Source organism: Vibrio sp. 704 (assembly GCF_033339295.1).
Genome location: NZ_JAWOUH010000024.1, coordinates 52,743 through 66,392 on the forward strand (window position 1 = coordinate 52,743; position 13,650 = coordinate 66,392).

Consider the following 13,650-nt stretch of genomic DNA (forward strand, 5'->3'; position numbering starts at 1 on the left):
GAATTATGGATCGCCATGCGTATTATAAAAAGGGAAGAATAAGAAACTTATCGTTTCCTCGATGGAATACTAACTTTGCGACATTTGGCATCTTCAAGCGAAAACATCGTAATTTAGACCAAAGTCGTCTGGCTTCCGGTAAGAAATTTGTCAGACTTAGAGAGTGTTCCTTCCATCATTATTGGGTGTTCTCATGCCTGACAAATTTAACATGCAATCTCCACCGTTCGATCGCTTAACTGAAGCACAACAAACGCGACTGCGATCGTCTCTGGACGTCGCCTACTATCGAGCTCGAGATGTTATTTTATCCTGCGGACAGAAGAACCCCCACTTACATATTCTGATCAAAGGCGCGGTAGAAGAGCGCTCCAACGATCAACAGGAAGTGTTCGCACATTATGCCAACGACGATATGTTCGATGTACGCTCGTTACTTGAAGACAAGGTACGTCATCACTACATCGCGCTTGAGGACACGCTCTCTTACCTACTGCCGAAAGAAGTTTTCCTTGCCCTTTACAACGAAAATGGCCAGTTTGCAGCCTATTTCGATAACAATTTATCGAAACGGCAAGAGCTCATCGAAGCGGCCCATCAACAGCAAAACTTAGCGGAGTTTATTCTCACTAAAGTTGACCGCAGCATTTATCACCCACCGATGATCCTTGAACCAAATACACCAATTAACGAGGTAACACGTTCCTTAAAAGAAAATGGGATTGACGCTGCATTGGTTCAACTCCATGGCGATGATCCACGATTGGAAAAATGGCCATCAGCCCACCCGTACGCAATAGTGACTCGTACTAATATGCTGCATTCTGTGATGTTGGATGGTTGCGCGCTCGACACACCAGTGGGTGAGATCGCGAGCTTTCCTGTTTATCACGTTGATGATGGTGACTTTCTATTCAACGCCATGATCACAATGACCAGAAACAGAATGAAACGCCTCATGGTATGTGAAGGCAACAGAGCCGTTGGCATGCTGGATATGACCCAAATTCTCAGCGCGTTCTCAACCCACTCTCACGTGTTAACGCTCAGTATTGCTCGAGCAAGCAGCGTGGAAGAGCTCGCTTTGGCCTCAAACCGCCAACGTCAATTGGTCGAGAGCTTATTGAAAAACGGCATCCGCACTCGCTTCATCATGGAGCTTATCTCAGCCGTAAACGAACAAATTATAGAGAAAGCGTTCGAGTTAGTGATACCACCAGCCTTGCACGACCATTGTTGCTTGATCGTACTCGGCTCTGAAGGCCGAGGAGAGCAAATTCTCAAAACCGATCAAGACAATGCCCTGATTATTCAAGATGGTCTGGAATGGCCTCATTGCGAACAAGTGATGCGATCCTTCACACACACCCTACAACAGCTCGGTTATCCACTTTGCCCTGGTAAAGTGATGGTTAACAACCCGAAATGGGTCAAAACACAGCAAGAATGGATAAGTACCCTAAACCACTGGATAGCTAAAGCCGAACCAGAACAAATCATGGACTTAGCCATTTTCAGTGACGCCCATGCTGTTGCTGGGAATTGCGAGCTGCTGGCTCCAATTGCGGCGCATCTTCGTGACACAATGAAAGATCGCATGTTGATATTGTCTGACTTTACTCGCCCTGCCTTGCAGTTTTCGGTGCCCCTAACTCTATTTGGCAACGTAAAAAGTGCTAAAGACGGATTGGACATTAAACGCGGCGGTATTTTCCCAATTGTACACGGCATTCGCGCCTTGTCTTTGGAGTATGCCATTGAAGAGAAGAACACGTTTGAACGCATTGAAGCTCTGAGAAATAAGCGCATCTTAGAACCCGAAACAGCAGATAATCTCAACGAAGCACTAAAATTGTTCTTTAAACTTCGCCTTAATCAGCAACTCAAAAAGCAAGAAGCGTTGAATAACATTGATATTAAACAACTGGATAGAACTGAGCGTGATTTGCTTCGCCACAGCTTACATGTGGTGAAGAAATTTAAGCAATTTTTAGGCTTCCATTATCAAATTCGTGATTAACCCTGATTTTCATAAATCACAGAGGCGTAGGCAATGAACTGGTTACAACGCAAATACTGGCACTACAAACTGAAAGGTTCGCCTTATCAGTCGCTGTTTTGCACGCCAGATAAAACAGAATACGTCTCTCTTGACTGCGAAACCACCAGCCTTGACCCAAATCGCGCCGAGCTGGTTACTATTGCAGCCACCAAGATCATCGACAACCGCATCATCACCAGTCAACCATTTGAAGTCCGCTTACGCGCTCCGCAATCGCTCGACTCTGGCTCGGTCAAGATCCATCGAATTCGCCACCAAGACTTAGCCGATGGCATCAGTGAAAAAGAGGCGCTGCTCGAGCTGCTCGACTTTATCGGCAACCGACCACTTGTGGGCTATCACATTCGTTACGATAAAAAGATCTTAGACCTTGCTTGTCTGCGGCAACTTGGCTTCCCACTTCCTAACCCACTTATCGAGGTCAGTCAGATTTATCACGATAAGTTGGAACGACATTTGCCGAATGCCTATTTCGACTTAAGTCTGGATGCCATTTGTAAACACCTCGAACTTCCTATCCAAGACAAACACGACGCCTTGCAAGACGCGATTTCTGCCGCTTTGGTCTTTGTCCGCTTAACGAAAGGCGATTTACCCAACCTAACCGCGCCGTATACATAAAAATCAGTTGACCTAGCTCCCAGAAATACTTTTGTTTCAGCGATTTCCCGGCGCTTCCATCACTCTCATCCTAAAGTCTAATTGTGGAAATACGCGCGGTGACTGACAGTTATAAGCGCAACGTCGTCATTACCACGACCAAGTTATTTAGAACCAAAAAACAGCCCTACAAAAATATATTCAAAATCTTATCTAGATTGGTGTAAGGCCGAGAAATAAGGCACAAGGAGAGAAGCCATGAGCGAAGCCCACGTTTATCCGGTAAAAGAAAATATTAAAACTCATACACACGCGGATAATGATACTTACTTAGCCATGTATCAGCAGTCGGTAACCGATCCAGAGGGCTTCTGGAACGAACACGGCAAAATCGTTGATTGGATCAAACCTTTCACCAAAGTAAAAAGCACTTCTTTCGACACTGGCCATGTTGATATTCGCTGGTTTGAAGATGGCACACTGAACGTCTCGGCTAACTGTATTGACCGTCATCTTGCAGAACACGGGGACGACGTCGCCATCATTTGGGAAGGCGATGATCCAGCCGACGACAAAACACTCACTTTCAACGAACTGCACAAAGAAGTGTGTAAATTCTCCAACGCATTGAAAGAGCAAGGCGTACGCAAGGGAGACGTGGTGTGTCTATACATGCCAATGGTGCCAGAAGCCGCTGTGGCTATGCTCGCTTGTACCCGTATTGGTGCGGTTCACACCGTAGTATTTGGCGGTTTCTCACCAGAAGCACTATCCGGCCGTATCATCGACTCTGACGCTAAAGTCGTGATCACCGCAGACGAAGGCGTACGTGGCGGACGCGCTGTTCCACTGAAAAAGAACGTGGATGAAGCACTAACCAACCCAGACGTAAAAACCATCAATAAAGTCGTCGTGCTTAAACGTACAGGTGGTGATGTTGAATGGCATGAACACCGTGATGTTTGGTGGCACGAAGCAACAGCCAACGTTTCTGACGTTTGCCCACCAGAAGAGATGAAAGCCGAAGACCCGCTGTTCATCCTCTACACATCTGGCTCGACAGGTAAACCTAAAGGCGTACTACATACTACAGGCGGTTACCTCGTCTACGCGGCAATGACCTTTAAATATGTCTTCGATTATCAACCAGGTGAAACCTTCTGGTGTACCGCGGATGTGGGCTGGATTACAGGCCATACTTACCTAATTTATGGTCCACTAGCGAACGGGGCCAAAACCATTCTGTTTGAAGGTGTTCCAAACTACCCAAGCACGGCTCGTATGAGTGAAGTGGTTGATAAGCACCAAGTGAACATTCTCTACACTGCGCCAACCGCTATTCGTGCACTAATGGCAAAAGGTAACGAAGCGGTAGCAGGGACATCACGTTCAAGCTTACGTGTTATGGGTTCAGTAGGTGAGCCTATCAACCCTGAAGCGTGGGAGTGGTACTACAAAACGATTGGTAACGAGAGCTCGCCTATCGTTGATACTTGGTGGCAAACAGAGACCGGCGGTATCTTAATTGCACCACTACCAGGTGCAACAGACTTAAAACCAGGCTCAGCAACTCGACCATTCTTCGGAGTCCAACCTGCACTGGTTGATAACATGGGCAACATCATTGAAGAAACCGCAGCAGAAGGTAACTTGGTGATCCTTGATTCATGGCCAGGTCAGATGCGTACTGTTTATGGCGACCACGAGCGCTTTGAACAGACCTACTTCTCAACCTTCAAGGGAATGTACTTTACTAGTGATGGGGCTCGTCGTGACGAAGACGGTTACTACTGGATCACGGGCCGTGTTGATGACGTACTAAACGTGTCGGGTCACCGCATGGGTACCGCTGAAATAGAATCGGCTCTTGTCGCACATCATAAAATTGCTGAGGCCGCTATTGTGGGCATTCCGCATGATATCAAAGGCCAAGCTATCTACGCTTACATTACCTTGAACGATGGTGAATTCCCGTCAGCAGAGCTACACAAAGAAGTGAAAGATTGGGTGCGTAAAGAGATTGGTCCAATTGCAACACCAGATGTACTGCACTGGACGGATTCCTTACCGAAGACTCGTTCTGGTAAGATCATGCGTCGAATCCTGCGTAAAATTGCAACGGGTGATACCAGCAACCTCGGAGACACATCAACGCTTGCCGATCCGAGCGTTGTAGATAAACTTATCGCAGAGAAAGCAGAATTGGCATAAATTCAACCAACTGTTTTAAAAGCACTTTAAAAACCGCCATCACTCATGGCGGTTTTTTGCTTTAGTGCACAAATTGGCCACACAAAAAATATGGCAATTATGTTGTTTTTGTTAACTTGGTTACAGAAACGAGAGTGGCTATTAGGAGATTAGACCAGTAAATTGCTGCTAATTGCTATGAATTAGCTATAATCTTGGTCGATTTTTTAAAATTTGCTCGGTTTTAACAAAAAAATCGTGCTGAACTATCGTATATTTGGGAATATAAACGTTCCACTCACGATAAGGGAAGATAGCAACACAATGTCTGCAAAGTCACGGATTCTTGTTCTAAACGGACCAAATCTTAATCTATTGGGTCTGCGCGAACCGACACACTATGGTCACAGTACCTTAGCTCAAGTTGTGGATACTCTTACAGAGCAAGCCCATAACGCTGGGGTAGAACTGGAACACCTACAATCAAATCGTGAGTACGAACTGATTGAAGCCATTCACGCTGCCTATGGCAAGATTGACTTCATCATCATCAATCCAGCGGCTTTCACTCATACTAGTGTGGCGCTGCGAGATGCATTACTTGGCGTCGCCATCCCATTTATTGAGGTGCACTTATCAAATGTGCACGCACGTGAACCATTCCGTCATCACTCTTATCTGTCAGATAAAGCAGAGGGTGTGATTTGCGGTTTAGGCGCACAAGGTTATGAATTTGCTCTGTCTGCAGCGATCAATAAGCTACAGGCAAAGTAACCCTAACACTCTGCAACCCTACGAGGGTTGTCTTAATCACAAGATAAAAGAGAAAGAAAAGATGGATATTCGTAAAATCAAGAAGCTAATTGAGTTAGTTGAAGAGTCTGGCATTGCTGAGCTAGAGATCTCTGAAGGTGAAGAGTCAGTGCGCATCAGCCGTCATGGCACTGCAGCCCCTCAAGCACCAATTCACTACGCAGCAGCTCCAGCAGCGGCACCTGCTCCAGTAGCAGCGGCACCAGTAGCGGAAGCGCCAGCAGCAGAAGCTCCAGCAGCAACACCTGCAGGTCACCAAGTTCTTTCTCCAATGGTTGGTACTTTCTACCGCTCTCCAAGCCCAGACTCTAAAGCATTCGTAGAAGTGGGTCAGAAAGTAAATGCTGGCGATACTCTATGTATTGTTGAAGCAATGAAAATGATGAACCAAATCGAAGCGGACAAATCTGGCGTTGTTACAGCAATCCTAGCTGAAGACGGCCAACCAGTTGAATTCGACCAACCTCTTGTTGTAATCGAATAAGCGGGGCTTGCCTTATGCTAGACAAAGTAGTCATCGCGAACCGAGGTGAAATTGCACTTCGTATTCTTCGCGCTTGTAAAGAATTAGGTATTAAGACCGTCGCTGTTCACTCAACAGCGGACCGCGATCTTAAGCACGTACTACTCGCAGACGAAACCGTATGTATCGGCCCTGCTCGTGGTATCGACAGCTACCTAAACATTCCACGCATCATTTCTGCAGCAGAAGTAACTGGTGCTGTGGCTATCCACCCAGGTTACGGCTTCCTGTCTGAGAACGCAGACTTCGCAGAGCAAGTTGAGCGCAGTGGTTTCATCTTCGTTGGTCCAAAGGCAGACACTATCCGCCTAATGGGCGATAAAGTATCTGCTATCAATGCAATGAAGAAAGCAGGCGTTCCTTGTGTACCGGGTTCTGACGGCCCTCTAGACAATGACGAAGAGAAAAACAAAGCATTTGCTAAGCGCATTGGTTACCCAGTAATCATCAAAGCATCTGGCGGCGGCGGCGGTCGTGGTATGCGTGTTGTTCGCGCAGAGAAAGACCTTATCCAAGCTATTGCAATGACACGTGCTGAAGCAAAAGCGGCGTTCAACAATGACATGGTTTACATGGAGAAATTCCTAGAAAACCCTCGTCACGTTGAAGTTCAGGTTATTGCTGACGGTCAAGGCGGCGCAATCCACCTTGGTGAGCGTGACTGTTCAATGCAACGTCGTCACCAAAAAGTAGTGGAAGAAGCTCCAGCACCTGGTATCACCGAAGAAATGCGTAAGTACATCGGTGAACGCTGTACTCGTGCATGTATCGAGATCGGTTACCGCGGCGCAGGTACGTTTGAATTCCTATACGAGAACGGTGAGTTCTACTTCATCGAAATGAACACTCGTATTCAGGTAGAGCACCCAGTAACAGAGATGGTTACTGGCATCGACCTAATCAAAGAACAGCTTCGCGTTGCAGCGGGTCAGCCTCTGTCATTCACTCAAGATGATATTAAGATCCGTGGCCATGCGATTGAGTGTCGTATCAACGCAGAAGACCCTGAGCGCTTCCTACCATCTCCGGGTAAGATCGAGCGTTTCCACGCTCCTGGCGGTATGGGTGTACGTTGGGAATCTCATATCTACACAGGCTACACAGTACCACCTCATTACGATTCAATGATTGGTAAACTGATCACTTACGGTGAGAACCGTGATGTAGCGATTGCACGTATGAAGAACGCACTGGGTGAGATGATCATCGAAGGCATCAAAACTAACGTACCACTGCAATTCTCCATTATGAATGACGAAAACTTCCAACACGGTGGTGCAAACATCCACTACTTAGAGAAGAAGCTTGGCTTACAATAAACCTAAGCAAACGTCTTAAAAAATGCCCACTCCCGTGGGCATTTTTGTTTTATATGTACGCGAACGGCTCAACATATAAATCGGCTTATTTGGGTATATACTCAAACAAATCGTAGAGTTCTGGTAAACTCTGCGCCACTTCATTCACTTTAAGAGCAAAAACCAATGCCTTGGATTCAAATCAAACTCAACGCGACCAATGAAAACGCTGAGCAAATCGGCGATATGCTAATGGAAGAGACTGGCGCGCTGTCTGTTACATTCTTAGACGCGCAGGATACACCTGTATTCGAACCTCTACCTGGCGAAACTCGCTTATGGGGCGATACTGATATTCTGGCACTGTATGATGCAGAAGCAGACACTAACTTCATCATCGACCAAATTAAAGCGAGCAATATGCTGGCTGACAATTTTGCTTACAAAGTAGAACAGCTTGAAGATAAAGACTGGGAACGCGAATGGATGGAAAACTTCCACCCAATGAAATTTGGTGAACGCTTATGGATTTGTCCAAGCTGGCGCGACATTCCAGATCCTGACGCTGTTAATGTTATGTTGGATCCAGGCCTTGCATTCGGTACGGGTACTCACCCTACAACAGCACTTTGTCTTGAGTGGCTAGAAAGCATGGACTTAAGCGGTAAGACCGTTATCGACTTCGGTTGTGGCTCAGGTATTCTTGCGATCGCAGCGATCAAACTGGGCGCTGAAAAAGTGATAGGGATCGACATTGATCCTCAAGCCCTGCTTGCTTCAAAAGACAATGCTGAGCGTAATGGCGTTGCAGACAGACTAGAAGTTTACTTACCGCAAAATCAACCAGAAGGTCTCGTCGCTGACGTCGTTGTGGCCAACATCCTTGCGGGACCTTTACGTGAACTTGCACCTATCATCAAAGGACTAGTTAAGCCAAATGGCGACCTCGCTATGTCCGGCGTATTAGACACTCAAGCTGAAGATGTTGCGAACTATTACCGTGACGAGCTTCACATTGACCCGATTGTTGAGCAAAGTGAATGGTGTCGCATCTCTGGTCGTAAGCAAGGCTAGACAAGGTTTTCAGAGCTAATTGTTTGAAATTCATACAATTTACAAAAACAATTTGTAAATGCTCAAATATTAGTCTTTTCACGCAGTGAAAAAATGCGTAAAATGCGCGCCCTTGCTGGTACAGAACTGTGATGACGTTTTGAAAATCGGAAACTATCAACTTAAGAACAATCTAATCGTAGCCCCTATGGCTGGTGTAACGGATAGACCGTTTCGCGAGTTGTGTCTTCGCTATGGTGCGGGAATGGCCGTCAGTGAAATGATGTCTGCTAACCCAAAACTATGGGGAACGTCAAAGTCGAAACAGCGCATGGTACACGAGGGCGAATCGGGCATTCGCTCTGTACAGATTGCGGGTTCCGATCCACAGCTTATGGCGGACGCAGCTCAATTCAGTGTTGAGAACGGTGCACAAATCATCGACATCAACATGGGCTGCCCGGCAAAAAAAGTGAATAAGAAGCTAGCGGGCTCTGCTCTGCTTCAATACCCAAACATTATCGAAGAGATTTTGAAAGCGGTCGTGAATGCAGTGGACGTTCCTGTAACGTTAAAGACTCGAACTGGCTGGGATACAGACAACAAGAACTGTGTCCAGATCGCTAAATTAGCCGAAAACTGCGGCATACAAGCTCTTGCTCTGCATGGCAGAACGAAAGCATGTATGTACAAAGGTGAGGCCGAATATGACAGCATTAAAGCGGTAAAAGAGGCGATTTCAATTCCGGTTATCGCGAACGGTGATATCGATAGCCCGGAGAAAGCCAAATTTGTACTGGAGTACACCGGTGCGGACGCTTTAATGATTGGACGCCCTGCCCAGGGTCGTCCTTGGATTTTCCAGGAAATCCATCACTATTTGGAAAACGGCACCACAATGGAGGAGCTTCCAACTGAGGAAGTGAAAACCATTATGCTTGGTCATGTAAATGCTCTGCATGAATTTTATGGGGAGTTCTTAGGTCCACGTATCGCGCGCAAGCACGTTGGGTGGTACCTGAAAGAGCATGAACAGGCAAGTGAGTTTCGCCGTACCTTCAACGCTATCGACGCAGCTCCGCTGCAAATAGAGGCGTTAGAAGGTTATTTTGATAACGTTGCATCATAATTAAGAGAAGAGCTAGACCGAATATGTTCGAACAAAATCTGACTTCAGAAGCATTAACAGTAACTACAGTAACGTCACAAGACCAGATTACTCAGAAGCCTTTACGTGACTCTGTTAAAGCGTCTCTTAAAAACTACCTTGCTCAACTAAACGGCCAGGAAGTAACAGAACTATACGAATTAGTTCTAGCTGAAGTTGAACAGCCACTACTAGATACTATCATGCAGTACACTCGCGGTAACCAAACTCGCGCAGCAACTATGATGGGTATCAACCGCGGTACTCTTCGCAAGAAACTTAAGAAATACGGCATGAACTAAGACCGTTTTTCAAAAAGTATTTGGAACAAGCCGTTACCTTTTTAGGTAACGGCTTTTCTTTATCTACTAAAACACTACGAATAACGCGTATTACCAACTGGCTTTAAGATAACCACTGCTGAGCCAAACAATAGCAAAGCCACGAAAGCGACACATTCATTACCTACAGAATACGCGAAGCCCGCCAAGGCAGACCAAATCGCGACACCAAAGTGCATCATACTCATTCCAGAAGACATCAGCACACCTCGATGTTCATCAGATAAGCTTGCTATATGTGCTTGTAACGCCGGAGAGCCTACCCCTCCAGCAAGAGACCAGAGCACTAGAGCTGGAAGATAAGCGGTCACCGTACTCATCTCATTTGAGAACACCCATGCACTGCAAGGTATGCACACCATTAAAGCCACTCGCATAACGGCTCGAGAGCTACCAAGCCAACGGCAAGCTCTCGCCACGCACATATTTCCAACCACACTCACGATCCCTAGAGCAGCATAAATAGCGCCCACCCAACCGAGCGCCAACTCGCTGGTATCTCGAATATGGAGGCCTATCAGGTTAAATACACCAATACCTCCCCCTAGGCCTAAACACATCGCTAGAATCGCTCTCAACACGCCTGGAAGATGAATGACGTCTGCGATAGGTGGCAGAGTATCTGACTTCTTGGACTCATTATGCTTGTTGTTCATGAACACTACGCTCATGGCACTGACAAGAAGAGCCGCAACGCCCAAAATAATAAAAGCGGCACGCCATGATAAAAGCTGGGTCAACAATGCTCCGATCGCCGGGCTGGTTATCATACCTAGCGTTAATCCCGCCTGAACCATCACAATTTGACGCATCGCTCTATTACCCTTCGCGTCTCCCGCTAACGCGAATGCAATTGGCAACATGCCTGCACTTGCAATACCAGTGATCACTCGAGTTGCAATAGCAAGTTCAAAATCATGAACTATGCCCGTCGTAATAGACGCAACCCCAAATACAAAGCAAGCAGGCACCATGATTCGAATACGCCCAACTCGGTCTGATAAACGGCCCAAGTAAGGAGCGAAAATTGCTATGGCTAAACTATATGCCGTAATAAATAAGGTCACCTGACTCGGTTGAACACTTAAATCATTTCCGATAGGTTCAAGAATAGATCCAAGCATCAACTCATCAGCACCAACAAGAAAAGCAACGAGAAATAGGATCATGGACTGCATCATAGCTCCACCTCCTGTTCTGTTTCCGATTCAGCACAAGTGAGCAACGAAATATCTAAAACTCTATCAGGCCAAGATTGCAAAAATGCCTTCTCATGAGATACTACAATCACGCTACCGGAAAAGCGCTGGAGAGCCTCTTTAAGCGCATTTTTACTGCTGCTATCCAAATGTGTTGTTGGTTCGTCCAACAGCAAAACATTGCATTTCTGAACCGATAAACAACACAGTTTCACCCGAGTTTGCTCACCACCGCTCAATGTATCTAAGTGGCGCTGCGTCTTATCCCCCGTGATCCCAAAGCGAGCTAATAGCTTGCGTGACTCTTTGCTTGAGATTGTTGGCGCACAAGAGCACAGCTCCTGTTCAGGCGTGTTCTGAGGATGGCGCCAAGACAAATCTTGAGAAAAATAACCAATCATTGCACCTTTTGCCAATACCACCTCACCAGAGAGTGGCTCGATCTTCCCCATCAGGGTTTTAAGTAAGGTCGACTTACCCACGCCGTTAAAGCCAGCAACAACCAACTTTTCCCCGCGCGCTAACGTGATATCAAATACTGGAAGCAGAGGCTGCTGATAACCGATCATCAACGCTTTTGCCTCAACCACATTCGGTTGCTCAATGGGCTGGTAAGCAAAGTCAAACGTCGATACTTTCTCTACATGATTCAGTTGAATACGTTCGATTTTATCCAGTCTCTTCTTACGCCCTTTAGCAAGACTGGCGTTAACTCCTGCACCATTTTGGGCAATAAATTTCTCTAACTTTCGAATTTCACTTTGCTGAGCCTTATATTGCTTTTCTAATAAAGCACCGTCGTGCTGCTTTTGCTGCATTGCTTTGACATAAGTACCGCTGTATTTTCGAACCGTTTGATAATCAATATCACAAACACTGGTCGCTACTTGATTAAGGAAATCAATATCATGAGAAACCAGTAAAACGGTGCCAATGTAATCATTGAGAAACGCGACTAGCCATTCAATGTGCGAAGCATCAAGATAGTTTGTCGGCTCATCAAGAATTAACACATCGGGGTTGCGAAGTAACAACTTGCCTAAAAGGACTTTGTGTCTTTGACCACCACTTAGCGAGACAAGTGGTGTATCTAAGCCAAATTGATAAATACCAAGACCTACAGCAACTCGTTCAATTTTGGTATTAATTGCATAGAAGTCTTCATCTTCTAAATATGCCTGTAGCCGAGCGACTTGGCTTAAAAGAGATGTAGAGTGAGACTCGGTCATCGCCTGATACAAAGTCCAAAGCTTCTGCTCGGCAGCGTATAAGTTCTCAAAAGCACTCTTTAAGCATTCATAAACCGTCAGCGCATTATCCATCTTAAAATGTTGCTCTAAATACCCCACCTCAAGGTTTGGTAACCAGTCAATGCAGCCCTTATCTGCAGATAATTCACCGAAAAGCAGTTTCAATAAGGTGCTTTTTCCAACACCATTCGCTCCGGTGATACCTACTTTCTCTCCCACGTTAATACGAAAGGTCACGTTGTTGTATAATGTCTTATCGGCTACCTGATAAGACAAATTTTTAACTTGTAAAATACTCATGTTTTCAACCAAATAAAAAAGGGCCGGTGATCAATACCGGCCCTTATTTCAATACTGGGTAATGCTTTGTAGCTGCTTAACAGATACAAAAAGGCCGATGATGAAATATCACCGGCCATCTCTTCTCTTTTATCAGGTGTACAAGCTCCTGCGTATAACTTCAGCGAAGCTACCCACACATAAAACACCTGATGAAGATTAATTTAAGACTCCGAGCAACACTTCATCGCGTTTTTTGCACGGAGTTCAGCCTTCTTACAAAGCTTTTAAACAAGAGATATAACATGATTTACTGTCGAAAAAATATTCGATGTGAAGCGTACACCTTTAGAATAAAAAGTACCAGATAATTGTTAAAACTATCGTGACTTACACGAAGGTCCACAGAAAGAAGACTTTTCCTCAGTCAATGTGCCAGGTGAACTGCTTACTCAGCAAACACAGCTATGAAAGCACCTATACCGCTCACGTTATACGTACGTAGTGGTGGCTTTGAAGGTTAGAGAGGGTTAGAGGGAAGAAGTAGCGAATATACTTTAAGACACTGGCGTAAATAGATCGACAAAACAAAATCCATGTTTGGAAAGTTTTAAATGCGCTGAGTTTATATTAATAAGCGCCTATGGCTAAATCAAAACATTTAAAGCAGAGAAATCTCCCCCGAAAATAACATAACCTAGTGAATAAATTCTCCAGGTAATAATAAAGGAAGCTTTGGTAAGTTAAGCACAGGGGCTAAAAACTAGCGCTCGAGACTGCAGAAACCACACAAAACTGCGTTCCACTTCACTCATAACAGGGCTTAGAAAGCATCGCCAGAGGGAAGCCGGCCTCTCGATGCAAGGTTTCAATATGAAAGTGGGTTTAAGGTAAG

The 13,650-nt window shown here is 45.7% G+C and carries 11 protein-coding genes; 9 read left to right on the forward strand and 2 right to left on the reverse strand.

Annotation, left to right across the window (positions count from 1 at the left end; all coding sequences use genetic code 11):
* Positions 1–193: 193 nt before the first annotated feature.
* The 9 genes from R7R24_RS21705 to fis all read left to right on the forward strand — a co-directional run bounded on the left by R7R24_RS21705 (position 194) and on the right by fis (position 9,988).
* On the forward strand, positions 194–2,020 hold the full coding sequence (locus R7R24_RS21705; protein ID WP_262663072.1) for a DUF294 nucleotidyltransferase-like domain-containing protein: 1,827 nt from the start codon (positions 194–196) through the stop codon (positions 2,018–2,020).
* A gap of 33 nt (positions 2,021–2,053) precedes the next feature.
* A complete protein-coding gene (locus R7R24_RS21710; protein WP_237306808.1) occupies positions 2,054–2,683 on the forward strand; it encodes a 3'-5' exonuclease in 630 nt (209 codons plus the stop codon).
* Between the two features lie 237 nt (positions 2,684–2,920).
* Positions 2,921–4,873, forward strand: a complete 1,953-nt coding sequence (acs, locus tag R7R24_RS21715; RefSeq protein WP_005386359.1) for an acetate--CoA ligase — start codon at positions 2,921–2,923, stop codon at positions 4,871–4,873.
* Between the two features lie 303 nt (positions 4,874–5,176).
* Positions 5,177–5,626, forward strand: coding sequence for a type II 3-dehydroquinate dehydratase (gene aroQ, locus R7R24_RS21720; RefSeq protein WP_005382360.1), 450 nt, complete (start codon positions 5,177–5,179; stop codon positions 5,624–5,626).
* A gap of 61 nt (positions 5,627–5,687) precedes the next feature.
* Entirely contained in the window at positions 5,688–6,149 is a 462-nt protein-coding gene (accB, locus tag R7R24_RS21725) for an acetyl-CoA carboxylase biotin carboxyl carrier protein (RefSeq protein ID WP_005386355.1), read from the forward strand.
* 14 nt (positions 6,150–6,163) lie between these two features.
* Positions 6,164–7,507: an acetyl-CoA carboxylase biotin carboxylase subunit gene (gene accC, locus R7R24_RS21730; RefSeq protein WP_005382509.1), complete on the forward strand. Its 1,344-nt coding sequence runs from the start codon at positions 6,164–6,166 to the stop codon at positions 7,505–7,507.
* A gap of 165 nt (positions 7,508–7,672) precedes the next feature.
* Positions 7,673–8,560, forward strand: a complete 888-nt coding sequence (prmA, locus tag R7R24_RS21735; RefSeq protein WP_191116275.1) for a 50S ribosomal protein L11 methyltransferase — start codon at positions 7,673–7,675, stop codon at positions 8,558–8,560.
* A 139-nt stretch (positions 8,561–8,699) separates the two neighbouring features.
* Positions 8,700–9,668, forward strand: coding sequence for a tRNA dihydrouridine synthase DusB (gene dusB, locus R7R24_RS21740; protein ID WP_005382505.1), 969 nt, complete (start codon positions 8,700–8,702; stop codon positions 9,666–9,668).
* Between the two features lie 23 nt (positions 9,669–9,691).
* Positions 9,692–9,988: a DNA-binding transcriptional regulator Fis gene (gene fis / locus R7R24_RS21745; RefSeq protein WP_000462885.1), complete on the forward strand. Its 297-nt coding sequence runs from the start codon at positions 9,692–9,694 to the stop codon at positions 9,986–9,988.
* Between the two features lie 74 nt (positions 9,989–10,062).
* On the opposite strand, the gene R7R24_RS21750 is transcribed toward fis, so the two are convergent.
* Positions 10,063–11,208, reverse strand: a complete 1,146-nt coding sequence (locus R7R24_RS21750) for an MFS transporter (protein WP_191116276.1) — start codon at positions 11,206–11,208, stop codon at positions 10,063–10,065.
* Positions 11,205–12,776: an ABC-F family ATP-binding cassette domain-containing protein gene (locus R7R24_RS21755; RefSeq protein ID WP_191116277.1), complete on the reverse strand. Its 1,572-nt coding sequence runs from the start codon at positions 12,774–12,776 to the stop codon at positions 11,205–11,207. The genes R7R24_RS21750 and R7R24_RS21755 overlap by 4 nt, the downstream gene beginning before the upstream one ends.
* Positions 12,777–13,650: the final 874 nt, after the last annotated feature.

Excerpts from the sequence above, each read along its gene's own strand:
- acs (WP_005386359.1), top strand. The coding sequence starts at position 2,921 with ATGAGCGAAGCCCACGTTTATCCGGTAAAAGAAAATATTAAAACTCAT.
- R7R24_RS21750 (WP_191116276.1), bottom strand. The coding sequence starts at position 11,208 with ATGATGCAGTCCATGATCCTATTTCTCGTTGCTTTTCTTGTTGGTGCT.
- fis (WP_000462885.1), top strand. The coding sequence starts at position 9,692 with ATGTTCGAACAAAATCTGACTTCAGAAGCATTAACAGTAACTACAGTA.
- accC (WP_005382509.1), top strand. The coding sequence starts at position 6,164 with ATGCTAGACAAAGTAGTCATCGCGAACCGAGGTGAAATTGCACTTCGT.
- R7R24_RS21755 (WP_191116277.1), bottom strand. The coding sequence starts at position 12,776 with ATGAGTATTTTACAAGTTAAAAATTTGTCTTATCAGGTAGCCGATAAG.
- R7R24_RS21710 (WP_237306808.1), top strand. The coding sequence starts at position 2,054 with ATGAACTGGTTACAACGCAAATACTGGCACTACAAACTGAAAGGTTCG.
- prmA (WP_191116275.1), top strand. The coding sequence starts at position 7,673 with ATGCCTTGGATTCAAATCAAACTCAACGCGACCAATGAAAACGCTGAG.
- R7R24_RS21705 (WP_262663072.1), top strand. The coding sequence starts at position 194 with ATGCCTGACAAATTTAACATGCAATCTCCACCGTTCGATCGCTTAACT.
- aroQ (WP_005382360.1), top strand. The coding sequence starts at position 5,177 with ATGTCTGCAAAGTCACGGATTCTTGTTCTAAACGGACCAAATCTTAAT.
- accB (WP_005386355.1), top strand. The coding sequence starts at position 5,688 with ATGGATATTCGTAAAATCAAGAAGCTAATTGAGTTAGTTGAAGAGTCT.